20 protein-coding genes are annotated in these 21044 nt (G+C 64.5%); 10 read left to right on the forward strand and 10 right to left on the reverse strand.

Annotated elements, in window-relative coordinates; genetic code table 11:
* Nucleotides 1-20 precede the first annotated feature (20 nt).
* From ACVIIW_RS25235 to ACVIIW_RS25270, 8 genes are all read left to right on the forward strand, one after another.
* A complete protein-coding gene (locus tag ACVIIW_RS25235; RefSeq protein WP_456703213.1) occupies nucleotides 21-1640 on the forward strand; it encodes a peptide chain release factor 3 in 1620 nt (539 codons plus the stop codon).
* Nucleotides 1641-1738: 98 nt separating this feature from the next.
* Nucleotides 1739-2317 (forward strand): hypothetical protein, encoded by a 579-nt coding sequence (locus ACVIIW_RS25240; RefSeq protein WP_456703214.1) that lies wholly within the window; start codon nucleotides 1739-1741, stop codon nucleotides 2315-2317.
* Nucleotides 2318-2387: 70 nt separating this feature from the next.
* Nucleotides 2388-2972 carry an NnrU family protein gene (locus ACVIIW_RS25245; RefSeq protein WP_456703215.1) on the forward strand — a complete coding sequence of 195 codons (585 nt, stop codon included), beginning with the start codon at nucleotides 2388-2390 and terminating at the stop codon, nucleotides 2970-2972.
* Nucleotides 2973-3042: 70 nt separating this feature from the next.
* A complete protein-coding gene (locus ACVIIW_RS25250; RefSeq protein ID WP_456703216.1) occupies nucleotides 3043-4638 on the forward strand; it encodes a class I adenylate-forming enzyme family protein in 1596 nt (531 codons plus the stop codon).
* 169 nt (nucleotides 4639-4807) lie between these two features.
* Nucleotides 4808-5461 carry a tetratricopeptide repeat protein gene (locus ACVIIW_RS25255; protein ID WP_456703217.1) on the forward strand — a complete coding sequence of 218 codons (654 nt, stop codon included), beginning with the start codon at nucleotides 4808-4810 and terminating at the stop codon, nucleotides 5459-5461.
* Between the two features lie 30 nt (nucleotides 5462-5491).
* Complete coding sequence (locus ACVIIW_RS25260; protein WP_456703218.1) at nucleotides 5492-6055, forward strand: hypothetical protein; 564 nt, start codon at nucleotides 5492-5494, stop codon at nucleotides 6053-6055.
* A gap of 50 nt (nucleotides 6056-6105) precedes the next feature.
* Nucleotides 6106-7488: a ribosome biogenesis GTPase Der gene (der, locus tag ACVIIW_RS25265; protein WP_456703219.1), complete on the forward strand. Its 1383-nt coding sequence runs from the start codon at nucleotides 6106-6108 to the stop codon at nucleotides 7486-7488.
* The gene (locus ACVIIW_RS25270) at nucleotides 7485-7643 is read left to right on the forward strand and encodes a hypothetical protein (protein ID WP_456703220.1); all 159 of its coding nucleotides are present in this window, start codon (nucleotides 7485-7487) and stop codon (nucleotides 7641-7643) included. The genes der and ACVIIW_RS25270 overlap by 4 nt, the downstream gene beginning before the upstream one ends.
* Nucleotides 7644-7731: 88 nt before the next feature.
* On the opposite strand, the gene ACVIIW_RS25275 is transcribed toward ACVIIW_RS25270, so the two are convergent.
* The 6 genes from ACVIIW_RS25275 to ACVIIW_RS25300 form a co-directional block, all read right to left on the reverse strand.
* On the reverse strand, nucleotides 7732-8967 hold the full coding sequence (locus ACVIIW_RS25275; RefSeq protein WP_456703221.1) for an ABC transporter substrate-binding protein: 1236 nt from the start codon (nucleotides 8965-8967) through the stop codon (nucleotides 7732-7734).
* 225 nt (nucleotides 8968-9192) lie between these two features.
* Nucleotides 9193-9933, reverse strand: coding sequence for an SDR family NAD(P)-dependent oxidoreductase (locus ACVIIW_RS25280; protein ID WP_456703222.1), 741 nt, complete (start codon nucleotides 9931-9933; stop codon nucleotides 9193-9195).
* A 51-nt stretch (nucleotides 9934-9984) separates the two neighbouring features.
* Nucleotides 9985-11496, reverse strand: a complete 1512-nt coding sequence (purF, locus tag ACVIIW_RS25285) for an amidophosphoribosyltransferase (protein ID WP_456703223.1) — start codon at nucleotides 11494-11496, stop codon at nucleotides 9985-9987.
* Between the two features lie 28 nt (nucleotides 11497-11524).
* Entirely contained in the window at nucleotides 11525-12154 is a 630-nt protein-coding gene (locus ACVIIW_RS25290; protein ID WP_092234672.1) for a CvpA family protein, read from the reverse strand.
* A gap of 168 nt (nucleotides 12155-12322) precedes the next feature.
* A complete protein-coding gene (gene radA, locus ACVIIW_RS25295) occupies nucleotides 12323-13771 on the reverse strand; it encodes a DNA repair protein RadA (protein ID WP_456703224.1) in 1449 nt (482 codons plus the stop codon).
* A gap of 18 nt (nucleotides 13772-13789) precedes the next feature.
* Complete coding sequence (locus ACVIIW_RS25300) at nucleotides 13790-14518, reverse strand: sulfite exporter TauE/SafE family protein (RefSeq protein ID WP_456703225.1); 729 nt, start codon at nucleotides 14516-14518, stop codon at nucleotides 13790-13792.
* Between the two features lie 216 nt (nucleotides 14519-14734).
* Between ACVIIW_RS25300 and ACVIIW_RS25305 the strand changes: the two genes are divergently transcribed.
* Nucleotides 14735-15103 (forward strand): GFA family protein, encoded by a 369-nt coding sequence (locus ACVIIW_RS25305; RefSeq protein WP_456703226.1) that lies wholly within the window; start codon nucleotides 14735-14737, stop codon nucleotides 15101-15103.
* 6 nt (nucleotides 15104-15109) lie between these two features.
* On the opposite strand, the gene ACVIIW_RS25310 is transcribed toward ACVIIW_RS25305, so the two are convergent.
* Complete coding sequence (locus tag ACVIIW_RS25310; protein WP_456703227.1) at nucleotides 15110-15880, reverse strand: exodeoxyribonuclease III; 771 nt, start codon at nucleotides 15878-15880, stop codon at nucleotides 15110-15112.
* Nucleotides 15881-15921: 41 nt separating this feature from the next.
* On the opposite strand from ACVIIW_RS25310, the gene ACVIIW_RS25315 reads away from it, so the two are divergent.
* Nucleotides 15922-16140, forward strand: a complete 219-nt coding sequence (locus ACVIIW_RS25315; protein ID WP_456703228.1) for a cysteine rich repeat-containing protein — start codon at nucleotides 15922-15924, stop codon at nucleotides 16138-16140.
* A gap of 11 nt (nucleotides 16141-16151) precedes the next feature.
* On the opposite strand, the gene alr is transcribed toward ACVIIW_RS25315, so the two are convergent.
* The 3 genes from alr to ACVIIW_RS25330 all read right to left on the reverse strand — a co-directional run bounded on the left by alr (nucleotide 16152) and on the right by ACVIIW_RS25330 (nucleotide 20994).
* Nucleotides 16152-17411, reverse strand: coding sequence for an alanine racemase (alr, locus tag ACVIIW_RS25320; RefSeq protein WP_456703229.1), 1260 nt, complete (start codon nucleotides 17409-17411; stop codon nucleotides 16152-16154).
* A gap of 63 nt (nucleotides 17412-17474) precedes the next feature.
* The gene (locus ACVIIW_RS25325) at nucleotides 17475-18986 is read right to left on the reverse strand and encodes a replicative DNA helicase (protein ID WP_456703230.1); all 1512 of its coding nucleotides are present in this window, start codon (nucleotides 18984-18986) and stop codon (nucleotides 17475-17477) included.
* A gap of 757 nt (nucleotides 18987-19743) precedes the next feature.
* Complete coding sequence (locus tag ACVIIW_RS25330) at nucleotides 19744-20994, reverse strand: class I SAM-dependent methyltransferase (RefSeq protein ID WP_456703231.1); 1251 nt, start codon at nucleotides 20992-20994, stop codon at nucleotides 19744-19746.
* Nucleotides 20995-21044: the final 50 nt, after the last annotated feature.

A 21044-nucleotide genomic window follows, 5' to 3' on the forward strand; every position in this document is an offset into this window, starting at 1 on the left:
CCCTGCCAAACGCTCCCGCCATGTCCGACATTGCCGCCACAGCCGACTCGACGGCCCGTTCCTCGCTTGCCACCGAAGTGGCGCGCCGACGCACTTTTGCGATCATCTCGCACCCGGACGCCGGCAAGACCACGCTGACCGAAAAACTGCTGCTGTTCGGCGGCGCCATCAACCTGGCCGGCCAGGTCAAGGCCAAGGGCGAGCGGCGTAACACGCGCTCGGACTGGATGAAGATCGAGCGCGAGCGCGGCATCTCGGTCGTGACCTCGGTCATGACCTTCGAGTTCGAAGGCCTGGTCTTCAACCTGCTGGACACGCCGGGCCACGAGGACTTTTCGGAAGACACCTATCGCACGCTGACCGCGGTCGATTCCGCCGTGATGGTGATCGACGCAGCCAAGGGCATCGAGGCGCGGACACGCAAACTGTTCGAGGTCTGTCGTCTCCGCGACATTCCGATCATCACGTTCATCAACAAGATGGATCGCGAGAGCCGCGACGTGTTCGAGCTGCTCGACGAGATCGAGAAGACGCTGGCGCTCGACACCACGCCAATGACATGGCCGGTCGGCCGCGGGCGCGACTTCCTCGGGACCTACGACGTCGTCAACGGCGGCGTGCGCCTGCTCGAAGGCGGCGGCGCGAAGACCGGCGCTGCGCAACAGATCGAGATCGCCGAACTTGCCAAGCTGAATGCGAACCTCGATGTCTCCGCGGTGAAGGACGAGCTCGAGCTCGTCACGGAAGCTTCAAAGCCGTTCGAGCTCGACGCGTTCCGCGAGGGCCATCTGACGCCGGTCTATTTCGGCAGCGCGCTTCGCAATTTCGGCGTCGGCGACCTCCTGGAAGGCCTCGGCAAGTTCGCTCCCGAGCCCCGCGCCCAGGACAGCGACCAGCGCAAAGTCGAAGCGACCGATCCGCGCATGAGCGCCTTCGTGTTCAAGATCCAGGCCAACATGGACCCGAACCATCGCGACCGCATTGCGTTCGCGCGGCTCTGCTCCGGCAAGCTCAGCCGCGGCATGAAGGCGAAGCTGGTACGCACAGGCAAGAGCATGCCGCTGTCGAGCCCGCAATTCTTCTTTGCTCAGGACCGTTCGGTGGCGGACGAGGCCTTTGCCGGCGACGTCGTCGGCATTCCCAACCACGGCACGCTCCGGATCGGGGATACGCTCACCGACGGCGAAGATTTCAACTTCGTCGGCGTGCCGAGCTTCGCGCCTGAAATCGTCCGCCGTGTCCGTCTGACCGACGCGATGAAGGCGAAGAAGCTGAAGGAAGCGCTTCAGCAGATGTCGGAAGAGGGCGTCGTGCAGGTGTTCCGTCCGCGTGATGGTGCACCGGCGCTGGTCGGCGTGGTCGGCGCGCTGCAGCTCGACGTGCTCAAGGCCCGGCTTGAAGCGGAATATTCGCTGCCGGTCGAATTCGAGGTCAGCGAGTTCCAGCTTGCGCGCTGGGTCTCGTCGGAGGATCGCAAGAAGCTCGACACTTTCATCGCGGCCAATACGTCAAGCATCGCCGATGACGTCGACGGCGATCCCGTTTATCTGGCCCGGAACGAATTCTATCTCGGCTACACCAGGGAGCGCGCCGAGGGCATCGAGTTCACCAACGTCAAGGACGTGAAAAAGAAGGGGTAGGGGGTAGCCCTTGGCGCGCGAGCATGTGAACGCGCGCAGGCTTGACGCTGTCACGAACGGTGCCACGTTCCACGGATGTGACATCGCGAGACCAAAGCATGTGGCGCGGCATTCTCGTTCTCACACTATTGGCGATATCAATCGTTGCCGCCGACGCGCAGCACCGCCAAATCAATCCGATCCCGTTTGCGCATGAGCCGTGCAGCGTTCTCGACGGTCCCCCCTGCACGCCGTACTATTGCAGTCCGCTCGAGCCTGGCCCGTGTATTCCCGAGATCGATTATCCCTACGGCCAGAACCTGCAGCTCACGATCGAGAGCGTGCCCCCGGAGGCTGATCGGGCCAAGTACAAAAAGCCGGATCACGACCTCGATACGATCGGCGATCTTTTTGCGGAGCTGCGTACGTGCTGGTCGCCGCCATCGGACCATGCGCGCGCAGGCATGCAGATGGCTGTCCGCTTCAGCTTCAATAAGGCCGGTGGCCTGATCGGCCCGCCGCGCCTGACCTTTGCGACTGCGGGCGTCCCCGCCGATACGCGAACCACCTACCTCAACGCGATCAATTCATCGTTGAATGCATGTCTCCCGCTGAAGTTCACCAGCGGCCTCGGTGGCGCCTTGGCCGGACGGCCGATTGCGATCCGCTATGTCGACAATCGAGAGCTTGGAAAGTAGCCCGTCAGTTGCGAGCGGCGGCCAATCAATGATACCTCAGAGGCGAGGCGCTGGTTGAGGGAGGATGATCGTGGGTCTGCTGGTTATGATCCTGGGGCTGGCACTGTTTTTTGCCGCCCATGTCTTCACAACGAAACGTGGCGCGCGCACACAGGCGATCGCGCGGCTGGGCGAGGGGACCTACAAGATTCTGTATTCCGTGGTCTCGCTTGCGGGACTGGCGCTGATCGTCTGGGGTTTTGCGCATTATCGTGCCACCGGCTGGATCGAGGTCTGGTATCCGCCGAAGGCGATGAAGCACGTTACCGTCGCGCTGATGCTGCCTGCCGTGATCCTGGTGGTCGCGTCCTATCTGCGCGGCCGCATCTATGCGACCCTGAAACATCCGATGCTCGCCGGCATCAAGCTGTGGGCGTTTGCGCATCTGCTGGCCAATGGCGATCTTGGCTCCATCATCCTGTTCGGCTCGTTCCTGGCTTGGGGCGTGTATGACCGTATTTCGCTGAAACATCGCAAGGATGCCGGGGCCCCGCCGATTCCCGTGGGCGGCGTCACCAACGATCTCATCGCGATCGCGGTCGGCATCGTCGCCTATCTGGCGCTGGCGTTTGCGTTTCATCCTGTCGTGATCGGTGTTCCCGTGATGGGTGGCTAGCCGATCAGCGCAAGACATCACCTCACTGTCCACGGGAAGGCTGGCAAAAGCAACAAGACGAGGGTATCCGATGGACTGGTCGCAATCTCAGATTCCGCCGATGCGGTTCGAGGCGCGCTTTGGCGATCGGGTGGTGCCGGCCTTCGTTGATCGACCGGCTAGTCTCTGGGCGATGATCGCCGAGGCTGCCGCGCGTAACGGGGACGGCGAAGCGCTGGTCTGCGGCAATGTGCGTCTGAGCTGGCGCCAGGCGCTGGAGCAGTCCGCGCGGATTGCGACGGGATTTCGCAAGCTCGGCCTGCAGCGGGGCGATCGCGTCGCGATCCTGCTCGGCAACCGCATCGAATTTCCGCTGCTGCTGTTTGCCGCTGCCCATGAGGGCCTGGTTACGGTATTGCTCGGCACGCGGCAGCAGAAGCCGGAGATCGCCTATGTCCTGTCCGACTGTGGCGCAAAGATCCTGATCCACGAAGCTGCACTCGCCGAGCGGCTGCCCGATGCGCAGGATGCGCCTGATGTGATCCACCGTATCGCCATCGACGGTGATCCGACCCAGTCTCGCTTTGCGGTGCTCGCCGACCATGCGCCGGCTCGGGCACCGGTCGACGTGAGCGAGGAGGATACCGCGATGATCCTCTACACTTCGGGCACGACGGGAAAGCCGAAGGGCGCGATGCTGGCCCATTGCAACATCGTGCATTCCTCGATGGTGTTCGTGTCCTGCCTGCAATTGACAGAAGCCGATCGGTCGATCGCAGCCGTCCCGCTCGCGCACGTCACGGGCGTCGTCGCCAACATCACGACAATGATCCGCTGTGGTGGCGCACTGATCATCATGCCGGAGTTTAGGGCAACCGACTATCTCAAGCTCGCCGCGCGCGAGCGCGTTACCTACACCGTAATGGTGCCGGCGATGTACAATCTCTGCCTGCTGCAGCCGGATTTCGAGAGCTACGACCTGTCGAACTGGCGCATCGGAGGCTTCGGCGGCGCGCCGATGCCCGTTGCGACCATCGAGAAGCTCAAGGCCACCATTCCAGGGCTGAAGCTGGCGAATTGCTATGGCGCGACCGAGACGACGTCACCGTCCACCATCATGCCCGGCGAACTGACGGCGAGCCACATCGACAGCGTCGGCCTGTCGTGTCCGGGGGCGCGCATCGTTGCGATGGCCGACGGGCGCGAGCTGCCGCCGGGCGAGATCGGCGAACTCTGGATCCAGAGCGCTTCCGTCATCAAGGGCTATTGGAACAAGCCGGAGGCTACGGCTGAGAGTTTCACTGCCGGCTATTGGCACTCCGGCGACCTCGGCTCGGTGGATGCCGAAGGCTTCGTCCGGGTGTTCGACCGGCAGAAGGACATGATCAATCGCGGCGGCCTCAAGATCTATTCGGCTGAGGTCGAATCCGTGCTGGCCGGCCATCCCGCCGTAGTCGAGAGCGCGATCATCGCAAAACCCTGCCCGGTGCTCGGTGAGCGCGTCCATGCGGTCGTGGTCACGCGCGTACCAATCGGCGGCGACGATCTGCGGGCTTGGTGCGCCGAGCGCTTGTCCGACTACAAGGTGCCGGAGACCATGACGGTCACCGCCGAGCCGCTCCCGCGCAATGCCAACGGCAAGGTGGTGAAGCGGCAGCTGCGGGAGCTGCTGGTCGTGTCTGGATAGGACCGGGTCGGGGTACCCGGATATCCCGGATCGCGCGTTAACACCTTGATCGGCCTTGCTTTGCCTTGCCAGCGCCATATCGATAGGGTATCGCCGCCGCCACGTGGGGACGGGCTTTAGACGCATGCGATCTGGCGTGCGCTCCCGGCCGGGCATGGGATTTGCTTAAGTGTCTGAATTATTTGACGAAGTCGACGAGGAAGTACGTCGCGAGCAGCTCAAGAAGCTGTGGGACAATTATTCGCACTACTTCATCGCGCTGATGGTGCTGGTCGTGGCGGCCGTGGGCGGCTGGCGCGGCTATCAGTATCTGGAGGCCAAGAAGGCCGCCGAAGCCGGCGCGATCTTCGAGAAGGCCGTCGAGCTGTCGGAGCAGGGCAAGCATCCGGAGGCCGAGACGGCCTTTGCCGATCTTGCTGCCAAGGCACCGTCCGGCTACCGCACCCTGGCGCGGCTTCGTGCCGCGGCCGAAGCATCGGCGCGCGATCCCAAGGCTGCAGCCAGGATGTACGACGATATCGCCGCTGACACGGGTCTTGGCAGCGAGTGGCGCGATCTCGCGAAGATTCGCGCCGCAGGTCTGCTTGTGGACAGCGCGAGCTACGCCGACATCCAGCAGCGGCTGGAGGCTTCCGCCGAACCCCAATCGACCTACCGCCATAGCGCCCGCGAGCTGCTGGCGCTGTCGGCGTGGCGTAACAACGACATGACCGCAGCCCGCAAATGGGTCGACGCGATCGCGGAGGACGGCGAAACGCCGCCCGGCCTCCGTTCGCGCGCCGAGGCGCTCCAGGCCTTGCTGCCGCCCGTCGCCAAAAGCTGACGGTCCTGAGAGCCCAGACGAGATATCGATATGCGCCGCACGCCTCGCTTGATCGCAGCCGCCGTCCTGATCGCCTTCACGGGCGTGCTGGGCGGCTGCTCCAGCCTCGATCCGAGCGATCTGCTCGATTTCCTCGACACCAAGAAGAAGCTGCCCGGCGATCGTAAGCCGGTGTTCCCGGAGGGCGTGCCGGGTCTTGAGCAGGGCGTGCCGAAGGAAATGTACAAGGGCGCGCAGCAACAGCAGGATGCGAACGCGCCTGCAGTCGCGGCGCTGCCGGCCGAACCGGCGCCTGCTGAGCCGGCGAAGCCATCGAAATCCGCGAAGGGCAAGAAGACCAGACAGCCGGCCGCGACCGCGGCGGCACCGGCTGAAGCGCCGGCCGGCGAAATCGATGGCGAGGCTCAGCCGGAAGCGGCGCCGGCGCCTGCCGCCCCGCCGCCCAAGCACAAGATCGTGCGCAAGCGCACCACCGCGCCGCCGCCGGACCAGCAATCCGCGCAGCAACCGGCACAGCCGGCGCAGACCACCCAGCAACCGCAGACGCAGGGGGCTTTCCCGGCGCCGATGCCCAGCGGCAGTTTCTCCCGCTGATATTTTTCACAGAATTGACAGTCGCCACCTCCGCGGCGCACGAATGACCAATGTCCTTTACGATCGCCATCATCGGCCGGCCCAATGTCGGCAAATCGACGCTGTTCAACCGTCTGGTGGGGCAGAAGCTCGCGCTCGTCGATGATCTGCCCGGGGTCACCCGCGACCGCCGCGAGGGTGAGGCCAGGCTCGGCGACCTCGAATTCACCATCATCGACACTGCCGGCCTCGACGAGGGCGCCAAGGGCTCGCTGACGGCGCGCATGCAGGAGCAGACCGAGACCGCGATCGCACAGGCAGATGCGCTGTTCTTCGTGATCGATGCCCGCATCGGCCTCACGCCGACCGACCGCGCTTTCGCCGATTTCGCCCGCAAGGCCAACAAGCCGGTGCTGCTCGTCGCAAACAAGAGCGAAGGCAAGCATGGCGATGCCGGTGCGATGGAATCCTTTGCGCTTGGCCTCGGCGATCCCATCCAGATCTCGGCCGAGCATGGCGAGGGCATGGGCGAGCTTTACGACGAGCTCGCCAAGCTGATGCCGGAGCCCGTCGAGGAAGACGAGATCGAGGACGACGAGCCGCTCACCGAGGAAGAGGCGGCGACGCGCCCGATCCGCGTCGCCGTTGTCGGCCGTCCCAATGCCGGCAAATCGACCCTGATCAACCATTTGGTCGGCGAGGAACGCCTTCTGACCAGCCCGGAGGCCGGCACCACGCGCGATTCCATCGCGGTCGAGATCAATTGGAAGGGCCGCAGGTTTCGTGTGTTCGACACCGCAGGTCTTCGCCGGCGCTCGCGCATCGAGGAGAAGCTGGAAAAGCTCTCGGTTGCGGACGCGCTGCGCGCGGTGCGCTTTGCCGAAGTCGTCGTGATGATGATGGACTCGCAGAATCGCTTCGAGGAGCAGGATCTGCGCATCACGGACCTTATCGAGCGCGAGGGCCGCGCGGTCGTGCTTGCCGTCAACAAATGGGATCTGATGGAGACCAAGGGCGGCGGCGCGATCTCAGGCCTGCGCCGCGACGCCGATCATTGGTTGCCGCAGCTCAAGGGCGTGCCGATCGTCGCGGTGTCCGGACTGATGGGCGAGGGCATCGATCGCCTGATGCAGGCGATCCAGGATGCCTATGCACTGTGGAACAGGCGCGTGCCGACCTCTGCGCTCAATCGCTGGTTCGAGCAGGCGGTCCAGGCCAACCCGCCGCCTGCCGTGTCCGGCCGCCGGTTGAAGCTGAACTACATCACCCAGACCAAGGCGCGCCCGCCGAGCTTCGTGCTGTTCTGCTCGCGCGCGGATGCAGTGCCGCAGTCGTATCTGCGCTATCTCATCAACTCGATGCGCGAGGCCTTCGACCTGCCGGGAACACCGGTGCGCATCACGCTGCGCGAGAAGGCCAATCCCTTCGCCCACAAGCGCAAGCGGCCATCGTGAGCGAACAAGCCGGCGAGGCGATAGCGCAAGGCGCTCAGCCGGTCCTGCACGATGCGGTCGCCGTTATCTTCGTCACCATCCTGCTCGACATGCCCGCGCTTGGTGTGATCGCATCTCAACCGGTGAGGGCGGTGAGCAGTCGGGCTCAAGCCTGAATCGGCGTTCCGGGGCGATGCGGAGCGTCGAACCTCTCGAGATCCCGGGCTGGTGCTGGCGCACCATCCCGGGATGAGTGCTACGCGGTCACTTCTTCACCAGCGGACACTCGCTGTCCTTGAGAGGCCTGGCGGCGTCTTCCGCGGAGATGGTGGCGACCAGCTTGTAATAGTCCCACGGTCCCTTCGATTCCTCCGGCTTCTTCACCTCGAACAGATAGGCCGGAATGATCCGGCGGCCGTCCTCGCGCAGCGGACCCTTGCCGAACAGCGCATCGTCGGTCGGGATCTCCTTCATCTTGGCGACGACCTTGGCGCCGTCATGCGGATTGCCGCCGAGCGCCTCAAGCGCTTTGAGGTAATGAATCACGCCGGCATAGTTGCCCGCCTGGGTCATTGACGGCATCGCGTGGTTGCTCACCTTCTCCTGGAAGCGCTTGGACCAGGCGCGGGTGCCGTCGTTGAGATCCCAATAGAAGGATTCGGTGAAGGTCAGACCGTGCGCGGTCTTGAGGCCGAGCGAGTGCACGTCGTTGATGAAGAGCAGTAGCGCCGCGAGCTTCTGGCCGCCTTCGACGATGCCGAACTCGGCCGCCTGCTTGATTGCGTTGGTGGTGTCGCCGCCGGCGTTGGCAAGCCCGACGATCTTCGCCTTGGAGTTCTGTGCCTGGAGCAGGAACGACGAGAAATCCGAGGTGTTGAGCGGGTGCTTGACGCCGCCGAGCACCTTGCCGCCGTTCGCGGCGACAACGGCACCGGTGTCGCGCTCGAGCGCGGCGCCGAAGGCATAGTCGGCGGTCAGGAAGAACCAGCTATCGCCGCCGGCCTTGGTCAGCGCCTTCCCGGTGCCGTTGGCGAGCATATAGGTGTCGTAGGTGTAGGAGATGGTGTTGGCGTTGCAGGCCTTGCCGGTGAGGTCGGCGCTGGCACCGCCATTGTTGAGCAGGACGACGTTCTTTTCCTTGGCGACGTTGCTCACCGCCAGCGCGACGCCGGAGTTCGGCGTGTCGGTGATCATGTCGACCTTCTGGGTGTCGATCCATTGCCGCGCGATGTTGACGCCGATGTCAGGCTTGTTCTGGTGATCGCCGCTGACGACCTCGATCTTCCAGCCCTTGGCAAGCAGACCGGAATCCTCGACCGCCATCTTGACGGCTACCACCGAGTTGGGGCCGCCGATGTCGGCGTAAAGGCTCGACATGTCGTTGAGCACGCCGATGGTGACGGTCTTGTCTTGCTTATCCTCGGCAAAAGCGGATGTGGCAAAACCGAAAGCGGCGCAGGCGAGAAGGGCCGCTGAGCGGCGCGCGAACGTCGTCGTCATAAAGGGTTTCCTCCATTGTCAAATATGCGGACGGCTCTCTTGCGGAGCCTTGGTCCGGCAAATTCCGTAGCCTGTCCCCGGGACGGCGGCAATGCGCCTAAAGCCGGATGATGCTGCGTCGTAGCGTCCTCAGTCGGTTAATCTTTGGGTAAGATGCGTTCAGGCGCTATTTCAGTGCGTCCGAGGTCAGCTTGAAATTCCGGATGCGTTTTGTGGCCGAAGCAATCACGCCGGCGCGTGGAAGCTCATCAGCGAGCGAGTCTTGTAGTCGTAGAACTTGCCGGTCTCGGTCCAGTCGGGCGTGCACAGCGGGACGATGAATTCGGCGACCTGCTCGGGCGTGTCGAGCGTTGCGGGATCTTCGCCGGGCATCAGGGTCGCGCGCATGCGGGTGCGGATCGGGCCCGGGTTGAACAGGTTGACGCGGATGGCCGTGTTCGCGGTTTCCTGCGCCCAGGCGCGCGCCAGCGTCTCCAGCGCGGACTTGGAGGCAGCGTAGGGGCTGACATAGGCGGTCGCCTTGCTGGCAGCGCCCGAGGTGATGAACACGGCGCGGCCGGCGTCGGATTGCTTCAGCAGCGGCTCCATGCAGCGGATCAGTTGGAAATTTGCGGAGACGTTGACGGCCATGACGTCGTTGAACGTCTTCAGCTCAATGTGGCCGACCGGTGAGGAGGGGCCGAGCACGCCGGCATTGCCGACGAGAATGTCGAGCTTGCCGTAGCGCTCATGCAGGCCGGCGCCTAACCGCGCGATGCCGTCGGAATCGGTAAGGTTGAGCGGCACCAGCGTGGTGCTGCCGCCCACCTTGCGGATTTCGTCGTCGAGCTCCTCGAGCCCGCCTTGCGTGCGCGCGGTTGCAACGATATGTGCTCCGGCTTTTGCGAGCGCGAGCGCCGTGGCGAAGCCGATGCCGCGCGAGGCGCCGGTGACGAGAGCGATGCGGTTGGCGAGGGGCTTTGTCATGCCCGGGTTTTACAGGCGTGGCTGGCTCGCACAAGCCCCCACACGTACCCGTCAACTCGCCTCCGCCAGCAGCGACAGCTGCCGCTGTTGCGGCTCGGTCTGGGTCTGGTCGGTAAGGTGGGTCGGATAGACGCCGGTGAAGCAGTGATCCGCAAACTTCGGATTGGCGGGGTCGCGGCCGGGCTCGCCCATGGCGCGGTACATGCCGTCGATCGACAGGAAGGCGAGCGAATCGGCGCCGATGAGCTCGCGCATCTCCTCCAGTGAATGCGTTGCGGCCAAAAGGCCGCCGCGATCCGGCAGATCGATGCCGTAATAATCGGGATAGAGGATTGGCGGCGAGGCGAGGCGGAAGTGCACTTCCTTGGCGCCGGCATCGCGCATCATGCGCACGATCTTCTTCGACGTGGTGCCGCGCACCAGCGAGTCGTCGATCAGGATGATGCGCTTGCCTTCGATCGCGGCGCGGTTGGCCGAGTGCTTCATGCGCACGCCGGACTCGCGGATCGCCTGCGTCGGCTGGATGAAGGTGCGGCCGACATAATGGTTGCGGATGATGCCGAGCTCGAACGGCACGCCGGAATGCTGGCTGTAGCCGACCGCCGCGGGCACGCCGGAATCCGGCACCGGCACCACGACGTCGACAGGCACATGGCTCTCGCGCGCGAGCTGCGCGCCAAAGGCCTTGCGCACCTCGTAGACGGAGCGGCCGTGGACGATGGAGTCAGGCCGCGAGAAATAGATGTATTCGAAGATGCAGGGACGCGGCGCCATCGGCGGGAACGGCTTGTGGATGTCCTGGCCGTTCTCGTCGAACACGATGACTTCGCCGGGCTCGATGTCGCGCACGAAGCGCGCGCCGATGATGTCGAGTGCGCAGGTCTCCGACGTCAGGATCGGGCAGCCGTCGAGCTCGCCGAGCACCAGCGGACGGATGCCGCGCGGATCGCGCGCGCCGACCAGCTTCTTGTTGGTGAGTGAGACCAGCGCATAGGCGCCTTCGATCTCGCGCAACGCGTCGATATAACGCTCGATGAAGCGGCTGCGCCTGGAGCGCGCCACCAGGTGCAGGATCACTTCGGTGTCGGAGGTCGACTGCATCATGGCGCCGCTTCTGACGAGTTCGCGGCGCAGCGTCAGGCCGTTGGAGAGATTGCCGTTGTGAGCGACGGCGAGACCGCCGGCATTGAGCTCGGCGAACAGCGGCTGCACGTTGCGCAGGATGGTGGCGCCGGTCGTGGCGTAACGGACGTGGCCGACCGCCATGGTGCCGGGCAGGCGGTCGATGACCTCGCGGCGGGAGAAAGTGTCGCCGACCAGACCGAGGCGGCGTTCGCTGTGGAAGCGGCCACCGTCGTAGGAGACGATACCGGCAGCTTCCTGGCCGCGGTGTTGGAGGGCGTGGAGGCCGAGCGCCGTGATGGCGGCAGCATCAGGATGTCCGTAGATGCCGAAGACGCCGCATTCCTCGCGGACCGTATCTCCGTCCAGGTCGTCCTGAAGCTCTAGCGCGGCGGAGCCGGGATCGAGTTCCGTGTGGGCGTCCTGGTCAGGGTGTCGCATCTCGTCCGCGCCTCTCTTTAGGGCTCAATCAACGCGCTGCCGGTTTCTCGATCAGCTTCTTCAGGCTGTCACGAGCGGGTTTACTGTACCCGTCGCCGCTGCCCGAAGGCTGCTGCTCGGTATCAGCTTGATCATCATCTGGTTTGTTTTTCTTGAATCTCTTCAAGATGGTGTTCTCGGGGTCGTCAGGCAAGAGGGACATCAGCCAATCCCCGGTTCCCTGGAGCACCACGCGGGACTTCGCCCCCGAGACCCAGTCCGGGCGCTGCTTGTCCGGCACCAGCCACGTGAAGAACAGGAACGCGACCACGACGATCAAAAGCCCGCGAGCGAGGCCAAACAGGAACCCGAGGGTCCGGTCCAGCGCGCCGATCCGCGAATCCAGGATCATGTCGGAGATCCGGACCGTGATGACGGAGACCACGACCAGGGTCCCGACGAACACGCCGGCGACCACGACCACGCTCGCGACGGTGTCGTTGTTGAAATAGGTCTTGGCGGTCGGAAGCAGCTTGGAAAAGGAGTACAGCGTCACGATCGCGGCGGTGCCCCAGGCTGCGATCGAGAGGATTTCGCGCATGAAACCGCGGACCATGGCGAGGAGGCCCGAAATCAGCATCACACCGAGCAGGATCAGGTCGAGGAGTGTTACTGGCATCGGCTGGTCTGGTCCGCTCGTACGCTCAAAGGGTGCTCAGCGAATCGGTGCTTGGCCGCCGCCCTAAATGATGGACAGACGGCGCTTCCGGCAAGGCCGCAACCACGCAATCCCATGCTGCTTTTGTGACGGCTGTATAGCGGCGGGGGCGCTTGACGTCACCTCCACCTACCCCTCTCCACGGCGGAATCTTGCCGGTGTGGCATTTTTCTCGGCCGGTGGCGGCGCGTCGCCGCGGCGGGAGCCTTTGGCTGCGATTTCGGCGACCAGGGTGGTCAGGCTGTTAACCGCGTTCAGGGTCAGCCCGGCGTCACCGGCCGCATCGCCGCCCCGGGCCGATTCGGGCAGCACGGCGCGCTTGAAGCCGAGCTTGACCGCTTCCTTGAGCCGGGCCGGGGTCTGCGCCACCGGGCGAATGACGCCCGAGAGCGAAATTTCGCCGAAATAGACTGCGTCGGTGGGTAACTGCGCATTAACCAGCGACGACACCAGCGCGGCGGCCGCGGCCATATCGGCCGCGGGCTCGTGAATGCGCAGGCCGCCCGCGACATTAAGATACACGTCGTGGCCTGAGAGCTTGACCCCGCAGTGGGCCTCCAGCACCGCCAGCACCATCGAGAGCCTGCTCTGATCCCAGCCGACCACGGCCCGCCGTGGGGTGCCGAGCGAGGTGGGCGCCACCAGCGCCTGCAATTCGACCAGAACGGGCCGGGTGCCTTCGATGCCCGCGAAGACTGCCGTGCCGGGGGTGCCGAGATCGCGCTCGGACAGGAACAGCTCCGACGGATTGGTGACCTCACGCAGGCCAAGCCCGGTCATCTCGAACACGCCGATCTCGTCGGTCGGGCCGAAGCGGTTCTTGACGGCGCGCAGGATGCGGAATTGCTGCGAGCCTTCGCCCTCGAAGGACATCACGGCATCGACCATGTGCTCGACGACACGGGGGCCGGCAATCTGGCCGTCCTTGGTGACGTGGCCGACGAGGATGATGGCAGCTCCCGTCTTCTTGGCGAAGCGAATGAGCGCCTGCGCCGAGGCGCGCACCTGCGTCACAGTGCCCGGTGCCGATTCCACCGTGTCGGTCCACATGGTCTGGATCGAGTCGATCACGATCAGGCGCGGGACGGCGCCTTCCGACAGCGTCGAGACGATGTCCTCGACCGAGGTTTCGGCGGCGAGCTGCACCGGCGCATCCGACAACCCAAGTCGCTCGGCGCGCAGCCGCACCTGGGCAATGGCTTCTTCGCCGGAGATGTAGACGATGCGGTGGCCGGCGCGCGCCATCATGCTGGTCGCCTGCGTCAGCAGCGTCGACTTGCCGATGCCGGGATCACCGCCGACCAGCAACACCGAGCCGCGCACGAAGCCACCGCCGGTGACGCGGTCGAGCTCGGTCATGCCTGAGGACATCCGCGGCGCCTCCGGGCTCTTGCCGGCCAGGCTCTCCAGCGCGAACGTGCGGCCCTTGCGCTTGGAGCGGATCGAGACCGGCACACTGCCGGTCGTGTCCTCTTCGGCCAGCGTGTTCCACTCGCCGCAGGACTCGCACTTGCCTTGCCAGCGGTTGTAAGCCGCGCCGCAGTTCTGACAGACGAACGAAAGCGTATTCTTGGCCATGGCGGGGTGAATCGGGGGTCAGGGGGATTGTGTGGCGTTCCATAGCATGGAGAGCCCCGCCGCAACCATGATCGCATCCATCACCATGCGGAACATCTCGGGCTTCAGGTGCATGACGAAGCGCTTCGCGATGAAGGCGCCTGACATCAGCGAGGAGCCAGCGATCAGGCCTTTGATGAAGACGTCCTGCGTCAGCGCCCCGAAGTGCTCGAACGTCACCGATTTGGCGAAGTAGAGGCCAAGCGAGGCGGCCGCCTCTGTCGCGAGGAAGGCACCTTTGCTGAGGCCATAGAACAGAAACAGCGGCACGCTGAGCGGGCCGGTCGAAACCACGATGCCGGTGAGATAGCCGATGACGGCGCCGCCGATCGCGAGATGCCAGAGATTGGCCTTCAGATCGTGCCGTGCCAGCCAATGCCGCACCGGTACCATTGCGATCAGGAAGAGTCCGATGGCCAGATCGACGGCATGCGAGGGCAGGGCCAACAGCGTTCGGGCGCCCAGCACCGCGGCTGGAATGCCCGTCACGGAATAGGCCGCGCAGGCGCGCCAGTCGACCTCGCGCCACCAGGCCAAAATCCGCGAAAAATTCGCCATCACGGAGGCGACAGCCATGATCGGCACGGCCTCCTTCGGCCCATAGGCATAGACCAGCACCGGCATCAGCATGATCGACGAGCCCGTGCCGACGATGCCGGAAATGGTGCCTGCGATCAGGCCGACGCTGAGGACGAAGAGGAAGGCCAAGCGCGGGGCTCCCGGGAATCGCTGTCAGTGTAGCGGGATTTTGCCGCTCTTGTGTCCCGGACGCGGTGCGGTACGCAGTGACGCTCCGCGGAGCCGGCACATCTGTTTCCACATTGGCCGGCAAGGAGTGGGCCCGGCTTCCGTTTCTGCTGCTGACAGCATGTTGGCAGCAGGGGGTGGCTATGACCAATCTCCTGACAAAACGGGGATCGGGTCATGCGGATCGAGGCAAGCTGTCATTGCGGTGAGACGGTTTTCGAGGTGACGGAGGCGCCTTCGAGCGTGACCCGCTGCACCTGCTCGCTATGCGCCAAACGTGGCGCGTTGTGGGCCTATTATACGCCGGCGCAATTTCGCCTGCTGTCACCCGCCGACAATGTTGCGACCTACCTCTGGGGCAGCCGCACCGTCAAACATCACTACTGTGCGAACTGCGGCTGCGGCACCTATTCGGAGTCGCCGGACTGGTCGAGTGGCAAGCCCGACTTCGACAATCCCAAGGTCGGCGTCAACGCACGCCTGTTCGACGATTTCGATCTGGAGGCCGTGCCCGTCAACGTGATCGACGGCAAGAATCTGTGGTGATGCCACTCACCGCAGCATCACCCACGCCGGCGCATGATCGCTCGCGCCTTCTTCGCCCCGCACGTTCTTGTCAACGCCGGCTCCTGCCAGGCGGGAGACGAGGGCTCGGCTGAGCAGCAGATGATCAAGCCGCAGCCCCGCATCGCGCGACCAGCGATTCCGCTTGTAGTCCCAGAAGGTGTAGACGCGCTGCTCGGGGTGCAGTTCGCGGATCGCATCGCACCAGCCTTGTTCGACAAGCGAAGCGAATGAAGCGCGGCTTTTCGGCTGGATCAGCGCATCCTTGTCCCACGAGCGTGTCGGATAGATGTCGATTTCCGTCGGCGCGACGTTGTAGTCGCCGGCGAGCACCACGGGCAGATCCTGCTTGATGAAGGCCTTGGCGTGTCGCTTGAGGCGCGCAAACCAGTCGAGCTTGTAGTCGAACTTCGGCCCCGGCTGCGGATTGCCGTTCGGCAGGTAGATGCTGGTGACGATGACACCACGCACGGCGGCCTCGATATAGCGCGCCTCGAGGTCGTCGGGCCGTCCCGGCAGCCGGTCGCGCGTCAGCACCGGCTCGGCATTTCGGGCGAGGATGGCGACGCCGTTCCAGGTCTTCTGCCCGCGCCAGACGGCGCCGTAGCCGGCTTTTTCGATGGCCGCTGCCGGAAATTCGCCATCACTTGCCTTCAATTCCTGCAGCGCGACGACATCGGGCTTCGCCGACCGCATCCATGCCAGCAGATTGGGCAGGCGGCGGTTGATGTTGTTGATGTTGAATGTCGCAATCTTCATGTAGAGCTATCGGCTCCTGCCTTCAGTCCCCCGGAGATCCAATGTCCAAATTCAGCTTTGCCGCCATTGCATTCGTGGTCGCGTTCTCCGGGAGCACTTCGGCACAATCGGCCGATCCGCGCGGCGCATGCAAGGCGGACTATGACAAATTCTGTGCCGGCATCGCGCCGGGCGGCGGCATCGTCGCCTGCCTCAACGGCAAGCGCGACCAGCTCAGTTCGACGTGCAAGGCGGCGCTGGACAGCAGGAAAAAGAAGTAGCCGGTGCGGCTTTAGGTCGGCAGCGGCGGCGCGGCCGCCGGCTGCTCGACCGCCGGCGGTGAGGGCGGCGGCCCGCTCGGCTCCGCGGGCTCGGGTTTTGTCAGCGGCTCGACCACGTCGCCACCCTTGTAGACGCGGGCGTAGCGGCGGCCCAGGCTGGTCAGCACCTCATAGCCGATCGTGCCGAAATGGTGGGCGAGCTCGTCGACGGTGATGCCCTCGCCAAGCAGCGTCACCATGTGACCGCGGCGGGCGGCGTTCGGCGGCAGATCGGTGATGTCGATGGCGATCAGGTCCATGGAGATGCGGCCCGCAACCGGGCAGCGCTTGCCGGCGACGATCACCTCGGCGCCGCGGGTGCCGTCATTGGAGCTGCCGGCACGGAAATAGCCGTCGGCATAGCCGACCGCGATGATCGCGAGCCTGGTCGGCCGCCGCGCGGACCAGGTGCCGCCGTAACCGACGGTCTCGCCCCGCTCGATATTGCGGATCTGCACGATGCGCGCCTTGAGGTCGACCACCGGCTGCATCGGATTGTCGGCTTCCGGCGTCGGGTTGACGCCATAGAGCGCCGCGCCCGGCCGCACCATGTCGAACTGGAACGGAGCGCCCAGGAAGATCCCGGAGGAGTTGGCGAGGGCCGCTGGTACGCCGGAGAATTCGCTGGCGATGCCGCGGAAGGCTGCGAGCTGCCTGGCGTTGACGGAGCTGTTGAGATGCTCGGCCGAGACCAGATGGCTCATCACCAGTGTTATGCCGTGATCGCCGGCATTGATGCGAGGAATGATGGCCTGCGCTTCTGCGATCGTCAGACCGAGCCGGTTCATGCCGGTGTCGATGTGGATTGCCGCGCCGCCGGACCAACCGGTGCGCCGGCAGAACACATCCCATTCGGCGAGCTCGTTGAGGTCGCCGATCACGGGGCGGCAGTTGATTTTCGCGTAGTGCTCGCCGGTGTTCTGGAAAAGGCCGCCGAGCACGTAGATCGCGGCGTCCGGCAGCGCTGCGCGCGCGGTGCGCGCCTCTCCGATGGTCGCCACGAAGAAGGTCTTGCAGCCTGCCTTGTTCAGCGCCTGCGCGACCTGCGCGGTGCCGCAGCCATAGGCGTCGGCCTTGATCACCGCGGAACACTCGGCCGGCACCGCGGTCTTCTCGAGCTTGCGCCAATTGGCGATGATGGCGTCGAGATCGACGGTGAGCACGCCGCCGAAGGCAGCGAGCGCGGCAGCCTGATTGGCCTCCGCGGAGAGAAGGCCGGATTGCGTGGTCATGTTCGGCTCGGACGCATTGTCATAGCGTCGTTTTACGCAAGAGGCAGGCCGGGTTCAAGAAACTCAGTACTCGTTGCCGCTGCGTGCCGGCAGCTGACTGTCCGGTGCGAGGTCGCCGAACCGCGTGACCGAGGCTTCGAACGCCAAATCAACGGTGCCGGTCGGGCCATGGCGCTGCTTGCCGATGATGACTTCGGCCTTGCCGTGCGCAAGGCTCATGTCAAGCTGCCACTTCTCGTGTTCAGGCGTGCCCGGGCGCGGCTCCTTCATGGCGAGGTAATATTCCTCGCGATAGACGAACAGCACGACGTCGGCGTCCTGCTCGATCGAGCCGGATTCACGCAAGTCGGAGAGCTGCGGCCGCTTGTCGTCGCGGGATTCGACCTGACGCGAGAGCTGGGACAGCGCGATCACGGGAACGTTGAGCTCCTTGGCGAGCGCCTTCAGGCTGGTTGTGATCTCCGTGATTTCCTGCACGCGGCTGTCACTGGCGCGCTTGCCTGAGCCCGACAGCAGCTGGATGTAGTCGATCACGAGCAGATCGAGGCCCTTCTGTCGCTTCAACCGGCGGGCGCGTGCCATCAGCTGCGCGATCGACAGGCCGCCGGTCGCGTCGACGTAGAAAGGCAGCGACTGCAGCTCGATCGAGACTTCCCGGATCTTGTCGAAATCGGCCTCCGAGATGCCGCCGCGGCGGATATGGGAAGAGGGGATGCCGGTGCGCTCGGCCACGATACGCGTGGCGAGCTGGTCGGCCGACATTTCGCAGGAGAAGAAGCCGATCACGCCGCCATTGGCGGCTTTCATGGTGCCGTCGGCCTGGAGCTCGCCCACATAGGCCTTGGCGACGTTGTAGGCGATGTTGGTCGCCAGCGACGTCTTGCCCATGCCTGGGCGGCCCGCGACGATGATGAGGTCGGAGTGTTGCAGGCCGCCCATCTTGGTGTCGAGGTCGCGCATGCCGGTCGAGATGCCGGACAGCTTTCCGTCGCGCTGGAACGCCTTCGCCGCGAGATCGACCGCAACCGCCAACGCTTGCGAGAATTTCTGGAACCCGCCGTCATAGCGGCCGGATTCCGCAAGCTCGTAGAGTCGGCGCTCGGCGTCCTCGATCTGCGCTCGCGGCGCGAAATCGACCGGGGCGTCATAGGCCACGTTGACCATGTCCTCGCCGATGCCGATCAGGTCACGCCGCAACGCAAGATCGTAGATGGTCCGACCATAATCCTGGGCGTTGATAATGGTGGTCGCTTCGGCCGCAAGCCGCGCCAGATACTGGCCGATTGTCATGCCGCCGACGTCGGTGTCGGCGGGGAGGAAGGTCTTCAGCGTGACGGGCGTCGCAATCTTGCCCATCCGGATCAGGCTGGCGGCGGTCTCGAAAATGGTCTGGTGCAGCGGCTCGAAATAATGCTTCGGCTCCAGGAAGTCGGAGACACGATAGAAAGCGTCGTTGTTGACCAGGATCGCGCCCAGAAGGCTCTGTTCCGCCTCGATATTATGTGGTGCGCTCCGGTAAGCGGGGGTTCCGGGCTCGGGCGCGAGCTTCAGGACGTTCGAATCAGTCGGGGCCATGGTCGGACGTGCTTAGCAATTTTCTTGGGCGGATGCGGGGCCGGGATAAAGCGCCGCGAACAACCAAAGCGGAAGCAAAAGCTCGTCACTATCAACCGATCTTAAAAGCGGTGGATGATTGCCAACCGCAGCCTTCGGGACGCTTGACGGATTTTCGCGGAACTCGCGTCGGACCGGAAGTGCCCGCGATCCCGGCACGGAATAATCCCGAAACGGTGAACCTAACGAGTTGAGCTGCAGACGTATTTGAAGCGCGCGAAACGGCGCGTTGGAGCGACCGGTGCCGGTTCAGACCAGCAGGAGGTAGACCAGCGCGATCACCGCCGCGCCGACGCCGGTGGCGATCAGGGCGTAGTCCGTGCGGAGGTCGTTCTGAACGTCCAATGAGGTTTTGGTCTCTTTGCGCATGGCGACGGTCTAAGGCAGGGCGGTCGAGAGGAATGTGAACCAGATCACACCTCTCCGGATTCTTTCGGGTACGACCGGAACAGGTGGACGGGCAGGGGATTATCCCCGACGACCCGCAACAGGGAACGAGGACAAGGCGATGCGGCCAGAACGGCAGCACCAGATCTGGCGAACCGAGGCAGGTAGCCGGCTTTGGCTATCCGGGCTGATCGCTGCCATGCAGCATGCCGAGCGGCCCGAAATCCGGCGTCAGCCGGTCGCACCCGAGGTTATCGCGGGATTGAGCGCGCAGCTGGGGCTTACGGCGTCTTGCCGCTCCCTCCAGATATCAACGCTGCGTCACTAGACCCTATTCACCGGCAAGCTTCAGCTTCGGCCTGGCGCTGCCTTCGAGCGCGCGCAGCCGGCCTTCCTCATGCCCAATATAGTCGCGGGTCATGGGGACCACGCCCTGGCGCCTGGTGAGCTGAATCTGGAAGTTCATCATGCCCTGCTTGCGGAACGTCATCTCGCTGGCGGCGAGATAGAACTCCCACATCAGCGCAAAGCGCTCGTCATACAGCTGCACGGCCTCCTCGCGCCGCGCCATGAAGCGTTCCCGCCAGGCTTTCAGCGTCTCGGCATAATGCAGGCGCAGGATCTCGATGTCGCAGACCAGGAGGCCTGCCTCCTCGATTGCAGGCAGCGCCTCCGACAGCGAGGGGATATAGCCGCCGGGGAAGATGTATTTGGCGATCCAGGGATTGGTCGAATCCGGACCTTGCGAGCGGCCGATCGAATGCAGCAGCATGACGCCGTCCTCGCTCAGCAGCTCGGCGCAGCGCTTGAAATACGTGCCGTAGAACTGTGCTCCGACATGCTCGAACATGCCGACCGAGACGATACGGTCGAACGGTCCCTTGATGTCGCGATAATCCTGGAGCAGAAAGCGGGCCTGTCGCATCAGCCCCTTTTCGGCCGCGCGCGCGTTGGCGACCTGCAGCTGCTCTGTCGACAGCGTCACTCCGGTGACGTCGGCCCCGGCGATCTCGGCGAGATAGAGGCCGAGCCCGCCCCAGCCGCAGCCGATGTCGAGCACGCGCTGGCCGGGCTTGACCAGCAGCTTTGCGGTGACGTGCCGCTTCTTGGCGAGCTGCGCGTCGTCGAGCGTCGCGTCCGGCGTCTCGAAATAGGCGCAGCTATATTGCTTGTCCGCGTCGAGGAAGAGCGAATAGAGCCGCGCGTCGAGGTCATAGTGATGCGCGACATTGCTGCGCGAGCGTGCCCGCGGATTGAACTGCCTCAGGTGTCGGACGAGATAACGCAGGTGCCACCAGGGCTTCGCCCAGTGCGGCAACAGCTCGGGCTGATCAAGGAGAATCGCGAGGGCATCGGCTATGCTGCCGCGCTCGACGACAAATTCTCCGTTCATGTAGGCCTCGCCGAGCCCGAGCTCGGGATTGATGAGGACCTTCCGTTCCGCCTCGGCGTTGACGAAGCGGACTTCGACCGGCTCGCCGGAGCCGTCACCGACGGTGAATGTCGTGCCACCCGCCGTGGTCACCGTCATCGACCCGCGGCGGATGAATTGGGACAAGAACTTACGCAACAAGCGGTCCATAGGCACCAACCTGTCGGGCGAACCCGAAAAGATGCGACTACCCGGCCATC

This window comes from Bradyrhizobium sp. USDA 4449, assembly GCF_054056275.1.